The organism is Streptomyces sp. NPDC085944, assembly GCF_040686295.1.
In the GTDB taxonomy this organism is placed as follows: Bacteria; Actinomycetota; Actinomycetes; order Streptomycetales; family Streptomycetaceae; genus Streptomyces; species Streptomyces salinarius.
This window is the reverse complement of sequence record NZ_JBFBJX010000016.1, coordinates 40297-59497: the sequence shown is the minus strand read 5'-3', so window position 1 is coordinate 59497 and position 19201 is coordinate 40297. Positions and strand designations below refer to the sequence as shown.

Sequence of the window (19201 nt, the reverse complement as noted above, 5' to 3'; positions counted from 1 at the left end):
GACCGGCCGGCGGCGGCACCAGGACCGCAGGAGCCACTCACGAGGCCCCCGCGCGCCGCCGTGCACGCCGCCTCCGGCCACCGGCTGGGCGCGGCCCATCCCCGGCAGGAGGGTCCGGCGGACCTTCGCCTGGTGCCACCTGCCCTGGCGGCATGGGCGACGGCGGCGCTGGTGCTGGACGTGCCGGCCGGCTGGGCGACGGGTGTGGTGACGGGCGCCCTGCTCCTGGCCGGGGCGCTGCTTCTGGGGCCGGCGCGCGGACGGGCCCGCACACTCGTAGCCGCCGCCTTGTTCCTCTGCGTCGCCGCGTCCGCCGCCTCGGCCGCGCTGCACGGCGCGGACCTGCGCAGGGGCCCCGTGCCTGAGCTGGCGCGGCGGTACGCCACCGTCACCGCGGAGGTGGAGGTCACGGCCGATCCCCGCCTCACCCGGCCGCGCGTCCGGGGCAACCGCGCGGTGCCGCCCACCGTGCTGATCGAGGCAGACGTGCGACGGGTGAGCGCGAGCGGCAGGACGACGGCGTCGACCCGGACGCCGGTCCTCGTACTGGTGGACGCAGGCGGGGAGGGAGGGAAGGGCGGGGAAGGCCGGGAGGGTGGGGACGACGGGGAAGGCGGGCGGTCCCGCACGCGGCCCGCCGCACCCGCCCGCTGGCTGAACCTGCTGCCGACCACCCGGCTTCGTGTCACCGCCCGCCTGTCGCCCCCGAGGACGCGCGGCGACCGGATCGCCGCGGTGCTGCGCGTGCGGGCCGGCGGGCAGGCACCGGAGGTGGCGTCGGGGCCTTCGACGGCGCAACGGCTCGCGGGCCGGTTGCGGACCGGCCTGCGCGAGGCGACCGAGGACCTGCCGGCGGACGCGAGGGCGTTGCTGCCGGGCCTGGTCGTCGGCGACACCTCACGCGTCACGCCGGAGTTGGAGGAGGCGTTCAAGGAGACCGACCTGGCGCACACGCTGGCCGTGTCCGGCGCCAACTTCACGATCGTGCTCGCGCTGCTCCTGGGACCGCCGGCCCTGGCCCCACGCAGCGAGCGCCGAGGCCTGGCCCCCCGCCTCGGCCTGAGCCTGCGCACGACCGCGCTGCTCGGCGGACTGCTCGCGCTCGTCTTCGTCGTCGTGTGCCGGCCCGACCCGAGCGTGCTGCGCGCGGCCGCCTGCGGCTCCGTAGCCCTGCTAGCCCTGGCCACCGGACGCCGCAGATCCCTGCTCCCGGCCCTGGCGACGGCGGTACTGCTCCTGGTGCTCTACGACCCCTGGCTGGCCCGCAGCTACGGCTTCCTGCTCTCCGTGCTGGCCACGGGCGCACTGCTCACGATCGCTCCCCGGTGGAGCGCGGCGTTGCGCAGGCGCGGAGTGCCGGCCCGGCTCGCGGAGGCGCTGGCCGCCGCGGGAGCCGCACAGGCCCTGTGCGCACCGGTCGTCGCGGTGCTGTCGGCGCGGGTCAGCCTGGTGGGGGTGCCGTGCAACCTGCTGGCGGAGTTCGCGGTGGCCCCGGCCACGGTCCTGGGCTTCGCGGCGCTGGCGACGGCGCCGGTGGCGATGTCGCTGGCCAGGACTCTGGCCTGGTGCGGAGGCTGGCCGGCCGAGTGGATCGCGGGGATCGCGCGCACCGGGGCCGCGCTGCCCGGCGCGGGTGTGGACTGGCCGGGCAGCTGGGCCGGGGCGGCGCTGCTCGCCCTCGTCACGGGGGCCGCGCTGCCGGCAGGCAGACGACTGCTGCGGCACCCCTGGTGGTGCGGCGTCTGCGCGCTGCTCCTGATCCTCGTCGTGGTGCAACCGCCCCCACTGGCTCGGGTGATCAAGGGCTGGCCCCCACCCGGTTGGCGGATGGTGATGTGCGACGTGGGCCAGGGCGACGCGCTGGTCCTCGCCGCGGGAGAGGGGACGGCCGTGGTCGTGGACGCGGGACCCGACCCCGCCCTGGTCGACCACTGCCTGCGCTCCCTCGGCATCACCCGCGTCCCCCTCGTGCTGCTGACCCACTTCCACGCCGACCACGTGGCCGGGCTCCCCGGGGTGCTGCGGGGCCGCTCGGTGGGCGCCATCGAGACGACCGCCCTGGAAGAGCCCCCGGAGCAGGCCGGGTTCGTCCGCAGACAGGCGGACTCCCGGGACATCCCCGTGCGGCACGCCACCGCTGGGGAACAGCGCCGCTCCGGCCCGCTGTCCTGGCAGGTGGTGTGGCCCCCGCCGAGCCCGCCGACCACCACGGCACCGGGCACGGAGGGCGGCCCCAACGACGCCAGCGTCACCCTCCTGGTCCGGACGGCGGGCCTGCGCCTGCTCCTCCTCGGCGACCTGGAGCCCCCGGCTCAGCGGGAGCTGGCCCGCTCCCCGGCGGCAGCGGCGTTGAAGGGCGTCGACGTGCTGAAGGTGGCCCACCACGGCTCGGCGCACCAGGACTTCGCGTTCCTCCGCCGCGTCGCCCCGCGTCTGGCCCTCATCAGCTGCGGAGAGGACAACACCTACGGCCACCCGGCCCCCGGCATGGTCGCCGCCCTGCGCGCCCAGGGAGCGACGGTGCTCCGCACGGACCGGGACGGGGCGTTGGCGGTCGCCGGTACGGGGAGGGAGCTGCGGGTGGCGGGGGACTGAGCCCCCGGGTCGCTACTCGGTCACCTCCGCGGACTCGTAGGCGGCGGAGCCCGGGGACACGCAGGCGAACCAGTTCGCCGTGGGGAAGCCGCGGACGGACCGGAAACACCTGAAGGAGTCCATGAGCCGGCGCAACCGTTGCCTCAGTACACGGACTTCACCGAGACCCTCCCCCTGGCCGGGCGTTCCGGCAGCGTTCCCGTGCGCCGTCGGAGGAGTAGGCCGGGTGGGCACCGGGAATCCCAAGTCCAGGACGGAAGCGGAAATTTCCGACCCGGCACGGAAGAAGGCGCGAAAGGCGCACGTACCGTACAGCCGCCGACTTGCCCGGTCACGACCGTCCCCCCACCCTCACTTCCATCCCCATCCCCATCCCCACCCCCCACCCCCCACCCGCATCCCACGACCGCGAAAGCCGTGTGAGCGGCGCCCACTTCACTGCAACGGGCTCGTCGACGGAGGCCCGACCGACCTGTAGAAGGAGAGTCCCATGCCCCAAACCCCCATGCAGGGGCACACCGTTGTGCACCGGCCCGGCGAGGGCGACCGGCAGGCCGCCCGGCCGTCGTCGGAGCGTGGCTGATGGCGAATCCCATGACCGCGGGCAGCTTCCTCAAGGCGCTCAAGGCGGAGGGCCTCACCGTCGTCGAAGTGGGCGACTGGAGGAGCCACAACCGCAACCACAAGGGGCCGTGGGGCCCCGTCAACGGTGTGATGATCCACCACACCGTGACCCGGGGCAGCGCCTCCACCGTGGAGATCTGCCGCAAGGGCTACGCGAGCCTGCCCGGTCCGCTGTGCCACGGCGTCATCACCAAGGACGGCCGCGTGCACCTGGTCGGCTATGGCCGCGCCAACCACGCCGGCCTGGGCGACGACGACGTCCTGCGTGCCGTCGTCGCGGAGAAGCCGCTGCCCCGGGACAACGAGGCCAACACCGACGGCAACCGCCACTTCTACGGCTTCGAGTGCGAGAACCTCGGCGACGGCAAGGACCCGTGGCCCGCCGCGCAACTGGACGCGATCGAGCGGGCCGCCGCGGCCGTGTGCCGCCACCACGGCTGGAACGAGCGGTCCGTCATCGGCCACCTGGAGTGGCAGCCCGGAAAGATCGACCCGCGCGGGTTCACGATGGCGTCGATGCGCGCCCGGGTCGAAGAACGCCTCAACCACCCTGCCGGCTGGACGCCCGGCGATTTCGAGGAGGACGACATGCCGCGAGCGATCAGCCGGTCCGAGAGCGACGACCAGGAGATCACGCCCCGGAAGTGGACGACGCTCACCGTGGACGGCAGGGACCTGCTGACCGGCGCGACGCACTACCAGGCCACGGCCTACGTCCGGGCGGTCGTACCCGCCGGATCCACGCTCCAGGGCCGCTTCTACCACCTGCGTCCGGACGGAACCCGATGGACCGGTCCGATCGTCGAGCGCCTGGGCACCGACGGCAGCAGCTTCCCGGACTTCGGCAACAGCGGCTCGATCGTCGCCAACGAGCGACTGCGCTTCGAGTTCGTCTACTACCCGCCCGACTCCGGCGACGAGGCCCCGGTCACCGTCACGAGCGTGAAGGTCCGCGGCCTGTACTGGGACAGGTGACACGCACCCGGCCCGGCCGGCCGTCGGCGCGACCTGTGTCCCCGCTGTGAGAAATCCCTACCGGTGCGGGGAAACCGGCGCACACGGGGCCACTCCCGCGCACACCCAGCACATGCGACGGTTTCCCGTGATGTGGCCCCGTGTTGCCCCGAAAGCCACATCGGTGATCGAATGTTTCTCCGTCAACTAGTTTTTCGATGTCGTGCAGAGGGTGTCGCCCATGATCGGCCGCTTGCTGGGAAGCCGAACGAAGCGGATGCAACGGACGGGACCCCTGGCCGCGGTGCACACCCCGCCGGACGCGGGAGCGCTGAGCTGTCGCGTTCTCGACCCCGTCAACGCCCCGGTGCCGCACGCGGAGTTCACGGTCAGCGACACCACGGGGCGCAAGGTGGTCGGCGGAGGCACGGACCCCTTCGGGTCGTTCGTCGCGACGGTGCCCGCGGGGGAGTACCGGCTCGCCGTGTCCGCCGAGGGCTACACCCCGTACCGTGCCTCCGCGACGGTCGTCGAGGACACGCTGGCCTCGCTGGGCGACGTGACGCTCCAGGTGGCCCAGCCGCCGGAGCTGCCCGCGGCGGGCGACTGGGAGATCGAGCCGGCGCACTCCTCGATCGCGTTCACCGCGCGGCACATCGGGCTGGCCCGGATCCACGGCCGGTTCAACTCCTTCGCGGGCGCGGTGCGGATCGCCGACGACATGGAGCAGTCGGCGATGCACGTCGTGATCGACGCGGCGTCCATCGACACCAACGTGAAGATGCGCGACGACCATCTGCGGTCGGCCGACTTCCTGGACGTGGAGCGGTTTCCGACCCTGGAGTTCTACAGCGACAGGTTCACCCACCGCGGCGGCAACCGCTGGGCCGTCACCGGTGCGCTGTCCCTGCACGGCGTGACGCGCACGGTCACGCTGGACACGGAGTACCTAGGTCTCGGCAACGGCATGGAGGGCGAGACGCGCGCCGCCTGCCGCGCCACCACCGAGCTGCACCGTGACGACTTCACGGTGAGCTGGCAGACGATGCTGGCCCGCGGAATCGCCGTGGTCGGCCCCAGCATCCGCATCGACCTCGACGTGCAGACCGTGCCCAAGGGCTGACCGTCCCCCAAGGGCCGGCCGTCCCCGAAGGCCGACCGTGCCCGGGGGCTGACCGACAATGGCTCCCGTGAGCGACGTGAGACATGTACTGGTACTGCCCGACCGGGACGCCGCGGAGGAAGCGGCCCAGGCGCTCGGGGAGCGGTTCGGCATCGACGAGGAGCCCCGGATCCTCCGGGACGCCCTGGCCGGTGAGGACGACGCCGAGGACGCCCAGTGGCTCGTCGTCCTGCGCGACGACCGGGAGGCGCTGGACCCTGGCGAGCTGGACGCGTTCGCGGGGGAGTGGGAGGGCTGGCGCGAGGAGCCGTAGGGCCCGCCCGAGCGCGCACCCGTAGGCCCCGCCGGAGCCGTGCGCCCGACAGCGTCCGTCCGGCGCTGTCAGTGGTGCGTGCGATGCTTGTCGCGATGGCCAGGAAGACTGCGAACGACGACCCTCTCGCCCCGGTGACCCTTGCCGTGGGCCAGGAGGACCTCCTGCTCGACCGTGCCGTGCAGGAGGTGGTGGCCGCCGCCAAGGCCGCCGACGCCGACACGGACGTACGCGACCTCACCCCCGACCAGCTGCAGCCCGGCACCCTCGCCGAGCTCACCAGCCCCTCGCTCTTCGCCGAGCGCAAAGTCGTGGTCGTCCGCAATGCGCAGGACCTGTCCGCCGACACCGTCAAGGATGTCAAGGCGTACATCGCCGCCCCCGTCGAGGAGATCACCCTCGTTCTGCTGCACGCGGGCGGCGCCAAGGGCAAGGGGGTGCTCGACGCCGGCCGCAAGGCGGGCGCCCGCGAGGTGGCGTGCGCGAAGATGACCAAGCCCGCCGACCGGCTGGCCTTCGTGCGCTCGGAGTTCCGTACGGCCGGGCGGTCGGCCACGCCCGAGGCGTGCCAGGCCCTGGTCGACGCGATCGGCAGCGACCTCAGGGAGCTGGCCTCGGCGGTGTCCCAGCTGACCGCCGACATCGAGGGGACCATCGACGAGGCGGTCGTCGGGCGGTACTACACCGGACGGGCGGAGGCCTCCAGCTTCACGGTCGCCGACCGGGCGGTCGAGGGACGGGCCGCGGAGGCGCTGGAGGCGCTGCGCTGGTCGCTGGCGACCGGAGTGGCACCGGTGCTGATCACCAGTGCCCTGGCCCAGGGCGTGCGGGCGATCGGCAAGCTGTCCTCCGCCCGCGGTGGACGCCCCGCCGACCTCGCCCGCGAGCTGGGGATGCCGCCCTGGAAGGTCGACCGCGTCCGGCAGCAGATGCGCGGCTGGACCCCGGACGCCGTCTCCGTGGCCCTGCGAGCGGTGGCCGAGGCGGACGCGGGCGTCAAGGGCGGCAGCGACGACCCCGAGTACGCCCTGGAGAAGGCCGTGGTGACCATCGCCCGAGCGGCGCGTTCCCGGGGACGGTCGTAGGCCCACCGCGCTCGGCCCCGCACTCGGAACACACCGAAGGCCCCGGCGTCCGTCCTGGGGAAGGACGGTCACCGGGGCCTTCGGATCAAGCTCGCGGATCCATGCCCGCGTGGCGAACGCAGGCCGCGCATGGATCCTTGGTGCCGGACGGGAGCGGATGAGAGAGGGCCCGCTCTGGGTCCCTCCGGCGATCAGACCAGATGAAACCAGCTGAACCGGATGAATCCGGCCAAGGGGGAGTTCAGCCCTTGAGCGCGCCGACCTTCTGCGCCAGCGCCGACTTCTTGTTGGCGGCCTGGTTCTTGTGGATGACGCCCTTGGAGACGGCCTTGTCGAGCTCGCGCGAAGCGACGCGCTGGTACTCGGTGGCCTTCTCGACGTCACCCGCGGCGGCGGCCTCGCGGGCCTTGCGGATCGCGGTCTTCAGAGAGGACTTGACCGACTTGTTGCGCAGCCGGGCCTTCTCGTTGGTCTTGTTCCGCTTGATCTGGGACTTGATGTTCGCCACGAATGAGCCTTTGCAGGTTCAGGCACGAGGCCGCGAGGGTCCCGTGCCGGTGATTTCTTGAAGGAGTGCCTCACGCTGAGAGGGCAAGAGACACAGCCCCCCACACTACCAGCGGGTCGTCGAGGGTCCCAAACCCATCCCGGGTCCCCACCCGTGGGACCATGGAGGCTACGTATCGATCCGACCCGAGACCCGAGACCGCAGACACTGCGGACGCCTCAAGAATCAGGACCCTGCGTGCCCGCGATCCCCAGCCATGTGCCCGAGCCGAGCCGTACCGACCCGGCGCTGATCCGCAACTTCTGCATCATCGCGCACATCGACCACGGCAAGTCCACGCTCGCCGACCGGATGCTCCAGCTGACCGGTGTGGTCGAGCAGCGGCAGATGCGCGCCCAGTACCTCGACCGCATGGACATCGAGCGCGAGCGCGGCATCACGATCAAGTCCCAGGCGGTGCGGTTGCCGTGGGCCCCGTCCGACGACAAGGGCACCACGCACATCCTCAACATGATCGACACCCCGGGCCACGTCGACTTCACCTACGAGGTGTCGCGCTCGCTGGCGGCGTGCGAGGGCACCATCCTCCTCGTCGACGCCGCCCAGGGCATCGAGGCCCAGACCCTCGCCAACCTCTACCTGGCGATGGAGAACGACCTCACGATCATCCCCGTGCTGAACAAGATCGACCTGCCGGCCGCGCAGCCCGAGAAGTTCGCCGAGGAGCTGGCCAACCTGGTCGGCTGCGACCCCGACGACGTGCTCAAGGTCTCCGCCAAGACCGGCCTCGGCGTCGACGCGCTGCTGGACAGGGTCGTCGCCGAGGTCCCGGCGCCGGTCGGCGTCAAGGACGCCCCCGCCCGCGCGATGATCTTCGACTCCGTCTACGACTCCTACCGCGGTGTCGTGACGTACGTCCGTGTCATCGACGGCCAGCTCAACAAGCGCGAGCGCATCCGGATGATGTCCACCGGCGCCACCCACGAGCTGCTGGAGATCGGCACCAACTCGCCCGAGATGCTCTCCGCCGACGGCCTCGGCGTCGGCGAGGTGGGCTACCTGATCACCGGCGTGAAGGACGTCCGCCAGTCCAAGGTCGGTGACACCGTCACCAGTCAGCACAAGGGCGCCGAGGAGGCGCTCGGCGGCTACAAGGACCCGAGGCCCATGGTCTTCTCCGGCCTGTATCCGCTGGACGGCTCCGACTACCCGCTGCTGCGCGAGGCCCTGGACAAGCTCCAGCTCAACGACGCCGCCCTGGTCTACGAGCCGGAGACCTCCGCCGCCCTCGGCTTCGGCTTCCGCGTCGGCTTCCTCGGCCTGCTCCACCTCGACGTGGTCCGGGAGCGGCTGGAGCGCGAGTTCAACCTCGACCTCATCGCCACCGCGCCCAATGTGGTCTACCGCGTGATCATGGAGGACGGCACCGAGCACACCGTCACCAACCCGAGCGAGTTCCCCGAGGGCAAGATCAACGAGGTCTACGAGCCGGTCGTGCGCGCCACGATCCTGGCGCCGACCGAGTTCATCGGCGCGATCATGGAGCTGTGCCAGACCCGGCGCGGCACCCTGCTCGGCATGGACTACCTCTCCGAGGACCGGGTGGAGATCCGCTACACCCTTCCCCTCGCGGAGATCGTCTTCGACTTCTTCGACCAGCTGAAGTCCAAGACGCGCGGCTACGCCTCCCTCGACTACGAGCCCACCGGCGAGCAGACCTCCAGCCTGGTCAAGGTCGACATCCTGCTGCACGGCGACAAGGTGGACGCGTTCTCCGCGATCACCCACAAGGACCAGGCGTACGCGTACGGCGTGCGGCTCGTCGCCAAGCTCAAGGAGCTGATCCCGCGGCAGGCCTTCGAGGTGCCGGTCCAGGCCGCCATCGGCTCCCGGGTGATCGCCCGCGAGACCATCCGCGCCATCCGCAAGGACGTCCTCGCCAAGTGCTACGGCGGTGACATCTCCCGCAAGCGGAAGCTGCTGGAGAAGCAGAAGGAAGGCAAGAAGCGGATGAAGATGGTGGGTTCCGTGGAGGTTCCGCAGGAGGCCTTCATCGCCGTCCTGTCCAGCGACGACAGCGCGGGGTCGGGCAAGGGCAAGAAGTAACCGCCGCACCGCACGCCGAGTCCGGGCGAAACGGACACCGAGGGGCCCGTCGCACGAAAGTGCGGCGGGTCCCGTCGCATGTCACGGGCGCGCATCTGTAGGAAGTGACAGGGCGCGGGCTCTTACGCGGGGGCCGGTCGCCCTCTACTCTGATGCCTGCCCCGTAGTTACTCGTGAGTTAAACAAGTGATCGGGCAACAGTCCGACGCGCCGCTTGACCACGGTCCGAACAACCGTCCGAGAGTGAACCGGCCACACCTGAGCCAGCCGCAACGAGCCAGCCGCACCGTCGCGGGCCCGGAGGATGTCGTGAGCGACACACAGACACTGATCGAGAACCGTCCGCCCTCCGTGGCGGGACTCTTCCTGGAGCGGGTGGCCGCCACGCCGGACGCCGAGGCGTACCGCTACCCGGTGCCGCCGGCCTCGGGCGAGGGCCCCGACGACTGGAAGTCGCTGACCTGGGGACAGGCCGCCGAGCGGGTGTACGCGATCGCGGCCGGCCTGATCGAACTGGGCGTGCTGCCCGAGCAGCGCGTGGCGCTGGCCTCCTCCACCCGCCTGGAGTGGATCCTCGCCGACCTCGGCATCATGTGCGCGGGCGCGGCGACGACCACCGTCTATCCGCAGACCAACGCTGACGAATCGGCGTACATCCTCTCCGACTCCGAGAGCCGGGTGCTGATCGCGGAGGACGCCGCGCAGCTGGCCAAGGCGAGGGAGAAGAAGGCGGAGCTGCCCGACCTCACCCACGTGGTCGTGGTCGACGCGACCGGCGCGGACACCTCCGAGGAGTGGGTCCTCACCCTCGACGAGCTGGAGCGCCGGGGCGCGGCCCGCCTGGAGACGGACCCGCAGCTGATCAAGGAGCGGGTCGGCGCGCTCACCGGGGACCAGCTCGCCACCCTCATCTACACCTCCGGCACCACGGGCCGGCCCAAGGGCGTCCGCCTCCCGCACGACAACTGGTCGTACATGGCGAAGGCGATCGCGGCGACCGGCCTGGTCACCAAGGACGACATCCAGTACCTGTGGCTGCCGCTCGCGCACGTCTTCGGCAAGGTGCTGACCTCCGGCCAGATCGAGGCCGGTCACGTCACCGCCGTCGACGGCCGGGTCGACAAGATCATCGAGAACCTGCCGGTCGTCCAGCCGACCTACATGGCGGCCGTGCCCCGCATCTTCGAGAAGGTCTACAACGGCGTCGCGGCCAAGGCCCGCGCGGGCGGCGGGGCCAAGTACAAGATCTTCCAGTGGGCCGCCGGCATCGCCCGCGAGTACGCCAAGGTCACCCAGGACAACTTCAAGCGCACCGGCACCGCGAGCGCCCCCGCCGGCCTGCGCACCAAGCACGCCGTCGCCGACAAGCTCGTCTACGCCAAGATCCGCGAGGCCTTCGGCGGCCGGCTGCGCGCCTGCGTCTCGGGCTCGGCCGCCCTCGCTCCCGAGATCGGCTACTTCTTCGCCGGCGCCGGCATCCACATCCTGGAGGGCTACGGCCTCACCGAGTCCTCCGCCGCCTCCTTCGTCAACCCCGGCGAGGCCTACCGCACCGGCACCGTCGGCAAGCCGCTGCCCGGCACCGAGGTGCGCGTCGCCGACGACGGCGAGATCCTGCTGCGCGGCCCCGGCATCATGGAGGGCTACCACAAGCTGCCCGAGAAGACCGCCGAGGTGCTGGAGTCCGACGGGTGGTTCCACACCGGCGACATCGGCGAACTGTCGCCCGACGGCTACCTGCGCATCACCGACCGCAAGAAGGACCTCATCAAGACCTCCGGCGGCAAGTACATCGCGCCCGCCGAGGTCGAGGGTCAGTTCAAGGCGGTCTGCCCCTACGTCTCCAACATCCTGGTCCACGGTGCCGACCGGAACTTCTGCACCGCGCTCATCGCCCTCGACGAGATCGCGATCACCGAGTGGGCCAAGGAGAACGGCCTGGAGGGCAGGCCGTACGCGGAGATCGTCGCGGCGCCCGCGACCGTCGAGATGGTCGACGGCTACGTCCAGCAGCTCAACGAGGGCCTGCAGCGCTGGCAGACCATCAAGAAGTTCCGCCTGCTGCCCCGCGACCTCGACGTCGAGCACGGCGAGATCACCCCCAGCCTCAAGCTGAAGCGCCCGGTGGTGGAGCGGGAGTACAAGAACCTGATCGAGGAGATGTACGAGGGCTCGCGCGAGGCGTAGCGCCCGCTGGGCGCGGCAGATGTTCGAAGACGGCCGGTTTCCGTTCGGATTCCGGCCGTCTTCGAACGTTCGCCCAGCACGGTTCTCACCCATCGCGGCCCACTTCGGTAACTCGGCGCTTATGGGCGGGACCGGTCTGTCACTCTGTCGGCATCGAGTGTGAGGAATTCGCACGAACTGCCCGGGGAGATGTCCATGTCGGCCATTCCGAGGCAGCGGGAGACCGCCTCCCGCGCCGGCGCGGCGGACGCGCGCGCCGCTGAGGCATCCGCCGGGGGCTCTGACGGCTCCTCGGGCGAGGGTTTCGGGGAGCGCTTCGAGGAGGAGTGCGCGCGGGCGCGCGTGACCCTGCTGGGCAGCTCCCTGGCGCCGGGCGCCGCCCGCGCGATGGCGCGCGCCGCGCTCGCCGACTGGGCCGCGCTCGGACTGCCCGGCACGGAGCACCTGACCGAGCACCTCACCGCCGACGTCCTGGTCGTCGTCAGTGAGCTCGTCACCAACGCCGTCGTGCACGCCGGCACCGACGTCGAGGTGGTCCTCCGGGTGGAGGGGGCGGGCACCCTCGTCGTCGAGGTCGCGGACCGGCACCCCTCCCGTGCCCCGAGCGGCGGCGGCGACCACGAGACACCGCACGACCCCGCCGAGTACGGGCGCGGCCTGCGGCTCGTCGCCGCGCTCGCGGAGGCCTGGGGCATCACCTATCGCCCGGGCTCCAAGACGGTGTGGGCGCGGCTGCCGGCCGGCGGCGCGGAGCCCGTGGCCGGCGCCGGTCTCGCCGAGGCCACGGCGGCCGGGTCGGGCGTCGAGGGCGTCGGGCCGTCCGGGGCTATGGAGCGAACCGGGACGTACGCCGGGGGCGCTCACGGCACGACGCCCGCGGGCGCGGCGGCGCCGGCAGGCCCCGACGGCCCGCACGGCGCGTCCGGCGTGCCCGCGCGGCCCGGCCGGCGCCGCTCCTGCGACCGCGAGTGGCTGGGCCGTGGCGCGCTGTCCTTCCTCGCCGAGGCCAGCGACCTCCTGGCCGGACAGCTCGACGAGGACCTCGTCGCCTCCCTCGCCGGCCAGCTGATCGTGCCCCGGCTGGCCGACTGGTGCGGGGTGTGGCTGGAGGACGAGACCCTGGGCCGGGGCGCCTGGAGCGACGACTCCGGGGCGTGCGTCGGAGCCCGGCTGGCCCGCGTGTGGCACGCCGGCGAGGGTCACCTCGACGAGCTGCGCGCGGCCCTGGAGAAGGAGCCGCCCCGCCCGCGCGACCCGTGGCGCTCCGGTCCCGTCGGCCACCCCTGGCCCGCCGAGGCGCTCGGCACGCACGGCACGGCGCTCGCCTACCGCCTGGTCGCCGGCGGACGCCCCCTGGGCACCCTGGTCATCGGCCGGGCCGGCCCACCGGACCGGACCCCGGACCCCCGGACGCCCCCGACACCGCCGGCCACCTGGGTTCTCCCGGCTTCCCCGACGAGATCACCGGCCTGGTCGAGGACCTCAGCCGCCGGGTGGCGCTCGCCATCGGCGCCGCCCGCCAGTACGCCCGGCAGGCCACCATCAGCGCCGTCCTCCAGCGCGGCCTGCTGCCCGGCGCCGTGGCCGAGATCCCCGGTGTGCGCAGCGCCCTGGTCTACGAACCGCGCGACAAGGGCGGCCCCAGCGGCGACTTCTACGACCTCTTCCCGGCCGGCGACGGGCGCTGGTGCTTCGCCGTGGGCGACGTCCAGGGCAAGGGCCCCGAGGCCGCCGTCGTCATCGGGCTGGCCCGGCCCTGGCTGCGGCTGCTGGCCCGCGAGCAGTACGGCGTCCCCGACGTCCTGGACCGCCTCAACCAGCTCCTCCTGGACGACGCCACCGAGGCCGCCGACGCCGCCGCCCGCGCACTGGTCGCCGCCGGAGGCCCACCGGTTGCCCCGGGCGACGGACCGCAGACCCGTTTCCTCTCCCTCCTCTACGGCGAGCTGGTCCCCTTCGAGGGCGGCGTCCGCTGCACCCTCGCGTCCGCCGGACACCCGCTGCCGCTGCTCCTTCGCCCCGACGGCACGGTGAGCGCCGTCGCGTGCCCGCAGACCCTGCTCGGCGTCGTCGAGGACGCGACGTACGTCAGCGAGAGCTTCGAGCTGCGCTCCGGCGACACCCTGCTGTGCGTCACGGACGGGGTCACGGAGCGGCGCAGCGGCTCCCGCCAGTTCGACGACGACGACGGGCTCGCCGAGGCGCTGGCCGGCTGCACGGGCCTGGACGCCGAGCTGGTCGCCGAGCGCATCAGGCGACTGGTGCACGAGTTCGGGCCCAGGCCGCCGGAGGACGACCTGGCGCTGCTGGTGCTCCAGGCCGAGTGAAGCGGCGGGCAGGGGGATGCTCGTGGGTGCGGGACAATGGAACGCATGCCCTCCGCACTCCCCGACGGCGAACCCGTCCCCGCCGACGGTGCCCTGCCCGCGTCCGCGCTCGCCGGGGCCGCCGACCGCCCCCTCGGCTTCTACCTGCACGTGCCGTACTGCGCGACCCGCTGCGGCTACTGCGACTTCAACACCTACACCGCGACCGAGCTGCGCGGCACCGGCGGTGTCCTCGCCTCCCGCGACAACTACGCCGACACGCTCGTCGACGAGGTCCGCCTGGCCCGCAAGGTGCTCGGCGACGACCCCCGCGAGGTCCGCACGGTCTTCGTCGGCGGCGGTACGCCCACCCTGCTGGCCGCCGGTGACCTGGTGCGGATGCTGGGTGCGATCCGCGACGAGTTCGGCCTGGCGCCGGACGCCGAGATCACCACGGAGGCCAATCCGGAGTCGGTCGACCCGGCGTACCTCGCCACCCTCCGCGAGGGCGGCTTCAACCGCATCTCCTTCGGCATGCAGAGCGCCAGGCAGCACGTCCTGAAGATCCTGGACCGCACCCACACCCCCGGCCGCCCCGAGGCCTGCGTCGCCGAGGCCCGCGCGGCCGGCTTCGCCCACGTCAACCTCGACCTGATCTACGGCACCCCCGGCGAGTCCGACGACGACTGGCGCGCCTCCCTGGACGCCGCGCTCGGCGCCGGACCCGACCACGTCTCGGCGTACGCCCTGATCGTCGAGGAGGGCACCCAGCTGGCCCGGCGCATCCGGCGCGGCGAGGTCCCCATGACCGACGACGACGTCCACGCCGACCGGTACCTGATCGCAGAGGAGACCTTCGCCGCGGCGGGCTTCGACTGGTACGAGGTGTCGAACTGGGCCACCTCCGACGCCGGGCGCTGCCTGCACAACGAGCTGTACTGGCGGGGCGCCGACTGGTGGGGCGCGGGGCCGGGCGCGCACTCCCACGTGGGGGGCGTGCGGTGGTGGAACGTGAAGCATCCCGGGGCGTACGCGGGCGCACTGGCGGCGGGGAAGTCGCCGGGCGCGGGGCGCGAGGTCCTCACGGACGAGGACCGGCGGGTGGAGCGCATCCTGCTGGAGCTGCGGCTGCGGGAGGGCGTGCCGCTGGCGCTGCTGCGGGAGGCGGGGCTCGCGGCGGCTCGGCGGGCGCTGTCGGAGGGGTTGCTGGAGGAGGGGCCCTACGAGCAGGGGCAGGCCGTGCTCACGCTGCGCGGGCGGCTGCTGGCGGACGCGGTGGTGCGGGACCTGGTGGACTGACGGGTCATCCCCGCTTCCGCGGGGAGCAGGGACGGCTCGGCCGTGTGGACGAACTGATCGACGGACCATCTCCGCGACGGCGGAGAGCAGGCCACCAGGCCCGGTCTGCCAGCGACCGGACCACGTTCAAGACACGGTTACATGATCAATGAGTCGTTCCACACTGCCCAGCAGCTCCGGCTCCAGGTCCTTGTACGAGTTCACCCGGGCCAGGATCGCCTGCCACACCGCGCCCGTGTTCTCCGACGGCCAGCCCAGGGCCCGGCACACCCCGGTCTTCCAGTCCTGACCGCGAGGCACCCTGGGCCAGCCCTCGATCCCCACCGACGACGGCTTCACGGCCTCCCAGATGTCGATGTACGGGTGGCCCACCACCAGCGCGTGCTCGCTGGTCACCGACTCCGCGATGCGCCACTCCTTCGAACCCGGCACCAGGTGGTCCACCAGGACGCCCAGCCGTGCGTCCGGGCCGGGGGCGAAGTCGGCGACGATCGACGGGAGGTCGTCCACGCCGCCCAGGTACTCCACGACGACGCCCTCGATGCGCAGGTCGTCGCCCCAGACCTGCTCGACCAGCTCGGCGTCGTGCCGCCCCTCGACGTAGATGCGCCCGGCGCGCGCCACCCGCGCCCGTGCGCCGGGGACGGCGACCGAACCGGACGCCGTACGGGAGGGCCGTACCGGGCCGGAGGACGACGACGGCCGCACCAGCGTCACCACCCGGCCCTCCAGCAGGAACCCGCGTGGTTCCAGCGGGAAGACGCGGTGCTTGCCGAAGCGGTCCTCCAGGGTCACCGTGCCCGCCTCGCAGCGGATCACCGCGCCGCAGAACCCGGTGCCGGGCTCCTCGACCACCAGACCGGGGTCGGCCGGCACCTCGGGAACGGGCTGCGGTTTCTTCCACGGAGGGGTCAGGTCGGCGGAGTACTGGCGCATTCTGCCGACGATACGAGGAACGCCCGCCCGGTGGTCAGCGCGACACGCCGAACCGGACGGCCAGCGCGTCCCGTTGGGCCCGCACGAACGCCGCGTCCACCACCGCTCCGTGACCCGGCACGTACAGCGCGTCGTCGCCGCCCAGGTCGAGCAGCCGGTCCAGGGCCGCCGGCCAGCCGGACGGCACGGCGTCGGGGCCCGCCTGCGGCTCGCCCGACTCCTCGACCAGGTCGCCGCAGAAGACGACGGCCGGGGAGCCGGGCACCAGCACCGCCAGATCGTGCGACGTGTGCCCCGGGCCCACGTCGGCCAGCAGGACCTGACGGCCACCGCCCAGGTCGAGCCGCTGCTCGCCGCGGACATCCTGCCGGACAGGGACGAGCGCGTCGGCCGCCTCCCGCGCCGCCCGCGCGTCCAGCCCCTCCGCCACCGCGTCCGCGCGCAACGCCTCCCGCCCCTGTCCGCCCGGCGCGAACAGCGCGCCCGTACCCGTCGCGCCGTACGCGCCGTACGCCTCCGCACCCTCGAACGCCGCCGCGCCGAAGACGTGGTCGAAGTGCGGGTGGGTCAGCGCGAGATGTGTCACACGGTGGCCGGCGAGCCGCCGCGCCGCCTCGTGCAACCGGGCGCCCTCCGCCAGGCTCGACCCCGCGTCCACCATCAGCGCCCCGCCCGCGCCGAGCACCAGGCCCGCCGTGCAGTCCCAGCCCGGCAGCCGGCACCGCCCCACCCCGTCCGCCAGCCGCTCCCAGCGCAGCTCTTCCCAAGTCACCGTCACGGCGACGACGCTAACGGCATCGTCACGGCCTTGCCGGGGGCGTACCCCACGGCCGTACACTGGGCCGGGGAAGTCTGGCACTCGCGAGTCGTGAGTGCCAGGGCAGACAGGTCAACGCAGGCCAGACAGGCCGAAACGGGCGGACGACAGCTGGAGGTGCGCGCCGATGCTCAGTGAACGCAGGCTCCAGGTGCTGCGCGCCATCGTCCAGGACTACGTCGGCACCGAGGAGCCGGTCGGTTCCAAGGCCCTCACCGAGCGGCACAACCTCGGCGTCTCCCCGGCCACCGTGCGCAACGACATGGCGGCCCTGGAGGACGAGGGGTTCATCGCCCAGCCGCACACCAGCGCCGGGCGGATCCCGACCGACAAGGGCTACCGGCTCTTCGTCGACAAGCTGGCCGGCGTCAAGCCGATGACCGCGCCCGAGCGGCGTGCCATCCAGAACTTCCTGGAGGGCGCCGTCGACCTCGACGACGTGGTGGCCCGCACGGTGCGGCTGCTCGCGCAGCTCACCCGGCAGGTCGCCGTCGTGCAGTACCCCTCGCTGACCCGCTCGACGGTGCGGCACGTGGAGCTGCTCTCGCTGGCGCCCGCGCGCCTGATGCTGGTGCTGATCACGGACACCGGCCGGGTCGAGCAGCGGATGGTCGACTGCCCGGCGCCGTTCGGCGAGGCCTCGCTGGCCGATCTGCGGGCCCGGCTCAACAGCCGGGTCGCGGGACGCCGTTTCACGGATGTCCCGTCTCTGGTGGAAGATCTTGCGGAGCCCTTCGAGGCCGAGGATCGCGGTACGGTCTCCACCGTGCTCTCCACTCTCCTGGAGACGCTGGTCGAGGAGAACGAGGAGCGGCTGATGATCGGCGGCACCGCCAATCTGACCCGCTTCGGGCACGACTTCCCCTTGGTGATCCGGCCGGTGCTGGAGGCACTGGAGGAGCAGGTCGTGCTCCTCAAGCTGCTCGGCGAGGCGAAGGATCCGGGCGTGACCGTACGGATCGGTCATGAGAACGCCCACGAGGGACTCAACTCAACGTCCGTCGTGTCGGTCGGCTACGGTTCGGGCGGCGAGGCGGTTGCCAAGCTCGGCGTGGTCGGACCGACCCGCATGGACTACCCGGGAACGATGGGAGCGGTACGCGCAGTGGCACGGTACGTCGGACAGATCCTGGCGGAGTCGTAGGTGGCCACGGACTACTACGCCGTACTCGGCGTGCGCCGCGACGCTTCACAGGACGAGATCAAGAAGGCGTTCCGGAGGCTCGCCCGCGAGCTGCACCCGGACGTCAACCCCGATCCGAAGACCCAGGAGCGGTTCAAGGAGATCAACGCCGCCTACGAGGTGCTGTCGGACCCGCAGAAGAAGCAGGTCTACGACCTCGGCGGCGACCCGCTCTCCCAGGCCGGGGGCGGCGGTGGCGCCGGCGGCTTCGGCGCGGGCGGCTTCGGGAACTTCTCGGACATCATGGACGCGTTCTTCGGTACGGCGTCGCAGCGCGGGCCGCGCTCGCGCACCCGCCGGGGCCAGGACGCGATGATCCGGATCGAGGTGGAGCTGGACGAGGCCGCCTTCGGCACGACCAAGGACATCCAGGTCGACACGGCGGTCGTCTGCAACACCTGCAACGGCGAGGGAGCGGCGCCCGGCACCTCGGCCCAGACGTGCGACATGTGCCGCGGCCGAGGCGAGGTCTCGCAGGTCACCCGGTCCTTCCTGGGCCAGGTCATGACATCCCGCCCCTGCCCGCAGTGCCAGGGCTTCGGCACCGTGGTCCCGACCCCGTGCCCGGAGTGCGCGGGCGACGGCCGGGTCCGCTCCCGGCGCACCCTGACCGTGAAGATCCCGGCCGGTGTCGACAACGGCACCCGGATCCAGCTCGCGGGCGAGGGCGAGGTCGGCCCCGGCGGCGGCCCCGCCGGCGACCTGTACGTCGAGATCCACGAGCTGGCGCACTCGACCTTCCAGCGGCGCGGCGACGACCTGCACTGCACGGTCACCATCCCGATGACGGCGGCGGCCCTCGGCACCAAGGTGCCGTTGGAGACCCTCGACGGCATGGAGGAGGTCGACATCCGGCCGGGCACCCAGTCCGGCCAGTCGATCCCGAAGCACGGCCGGGGCGTCACCCACCTGCGCGGCGGCGGCCGCGGCGACCTCATCGTCCACGTCGAGGTCACCACCCCGGGCAAGCTCGACCCCGAGCAGGAACGCCTCCTGCGCGAGCTGGCCAAGCTGCGGGGAGAGGAACGCCCGCAGGGGCAGTTCCAGCCTGGGCAGCAAGGCTTGTTCTCGCGGCTGAAGGACGCGTTCAACGGGCGGTGACGGGCCCTCCGGGGATGCGGATGCTCCTGGCGTATGCCAACGGAAGCCCGGATTCGGACTTGTG

12 protein-coding genes and 2 pseudogenes are annotated in these 19201 nt (G+C 72.5%); 11 read left to right on the top strand and 3 right to left on the bottom strand.

The window, feature by feature from the left end; genetic code table 11:
- Nucleotides 1-60 precede the first annotated feature (60 nt).
- The 5 genes and pseudogenes from AB0P07_RS28130 to holA all read left to right on the top strand — a co-directional run bounded on the left by AB0P07_RS28130 (nt 61) and on the right by holA (nt 6694).
- Nucleotides 61-2595: a ComEC/Rec2 family competence protein gene (locus tag AB0P07_RS28130; protein WP_365555590.1), complete on the top strand. Its 2535-nt coding sequence runs from the start codon at nt 61-63 to the stop codon at nt 2593-2595.
- A 594-nt stretch (nt 2596-3189) separates the two neighbouring features.
- Nucleotides 3190-3762 (top strand): annotated as a pseudogene (locus tag AB0P07_RS28125) (N-acetylmuramoyl-L-alanine amidase); the annotation flags it as partial.
- Nucleotides 3763-4414: 652 nt separating this feature from the next.
- Entirely contained in the window at nt 4415-5296 is an 882-nt protein-coding gene (locus AB0P07_RS28120; protein ID WP_365555438.1) for a YceI family protein, read from the top strand.
- Nucleotides 5297-5363: 67 nt separating this feature from the next.
- Nucleotides 5364-5609 carry a hypothetical protein gene (locus tag AB0P07_RS28115; protein WP_365555436.1) on the top strand — a complete coding sequence of 82 codons (246 nt, stop codon included), beginning with the start codon at nt 5364-5366 and terminating at the stop codon, nt 5607-5609.
- 95 nt (nt 5610-5704) lie between these two features.
- Nucleotides 5705-6694, top strand: a complete 990-nt coding sequence (gene holA, locus AB0P07_RS28110; protein WP_365555435.1) for a DNA polymerase III subunit delta — start codon at nt 5705-5707, stop codon at nt 6692-6694.
- Between the two features lie 241 nt (nt 6695-6935).
- On the opposite strand, the gene rpsT is transcribed toward holA, so the two are convergent.
- Nucleotides 6936-7202, bottom strand: coding sequence for a 30S ribosomal protein S20 (rpsT, locus tag AB0P07_RS28105; protein ID WP_031038253.1), 267 nt, complete (start codon nt 7200-7202; stop codon nt 6936-6938).
- A 237-nt stretch (nt 7203-7439) separates the two neighbouring features.
- Between rpsT and lepA the strand changes: the two genes are divergently transcribed.
- From lepA to hemW, 4 genes and pseudogenes are all read left to right on the top strand, one after another.
- Nucleotides 7440-9308 (top strand): translation elongation factor 4, encoded by a 1869-nt coding sequence (gene lepA / locus AB0P07_RS28100; protein WP_365555432.1) that lies wholly within the window; start codon nt 7440-7442, stop codon nt 9306-9308.
- A 309-nt stretch (nt 9309-9617) separates the two neighbouring features.
- Nucleotides 9618-11495 (top strand): AMP-dependent synthetase/ligase, encoded by a 1878-nt coding sequence (locus tag AB0P07_RS28095; protein ID WP_365555430.1) that lies wholly within the window; start codon nt 9618-9620, stop codon nt 11493-11495.
- A 195-nt stretch (nt 11496-11690) separates the two neighbouring features.
- Nucleotides 11691-13822 (top strand): annotated as a pseudogene (locus AB0P07_RS28090) (ATP-binding SpoIIE family protein phosphatase).
- Between the two features lie 45 nt (nt 13823-13867).
- Nucleotides 13868-15100 carry a radical SAM family heme chaperone HemW gene (gene hemW / locus AB0P07_RS28085; RefSeq protein WP_365555428.1) on the top strand — a complete coding sequence of 411 codons (1233 nt, stop codon included), beginning with the start codon at nt 13868-13870 and terminating at the stop codon, nt 15098-15100.
- Between the two features lie 126 nt (nt 15101-15226).
- On the opposite strand, the gene AB0P07_RS28080 is transcribed toward hemW, so the two are convergent.
- Nucleotides 15227-16036, bottom strand: a complete 810-nt coding sequence (locus AB0P07_RS28080; RefSeq protein WP_365555426.1) for a DUF3097 domain-containing protein — start codon at nt 16034-16036, stop codon at nt 15227-15229.
- Nucleotides 16037-16070: 34 nt separating this feature from the next.
- Nucleotides 16071-16814, bottom strand: a complete 744-nt coding sequence (locus tag AB0P07_RS28075; protein WP_365555424.1) for an MBL fold metallo-hydrolase — start codon at nt 16812-16814, stop codon at nt 16071-16073.
- A gap of 166 nt (nt 16815-16980) precedes the next feature.
- Between AB0P07_RS28075 and hrcA the strand changes: the two genes are divergently transcribed.
- Both hrcA and dnaJ read left to right on the top strand, forming a co-directional pair.
- The gene (hrcA, locus tag AB0P07_RS28070) at nt 16981-17997 is read left to right on the top strand and encodes a heat-inducible transcriptional repressor HrcA (protein ID WP_102932118.1); all 1017 of its coding nucleotides are present in this window, start codon (nt 16981-16983) and stop codon (nt 17995-17997) included.
- Nucleotides 17998-19137, top strand: coding sequence for a molecular chaperone DnaJ (dnaJ, locus tag AB0P07_RS28065; RefSeq protein ID WP_365555422.1), 1140 nt, complete (start codon nt 17998-18000; stop codon nt 19135-19137).
- The last annotated feature ends 64 nt before the right edge of the window (nt 19138-19201 follow it).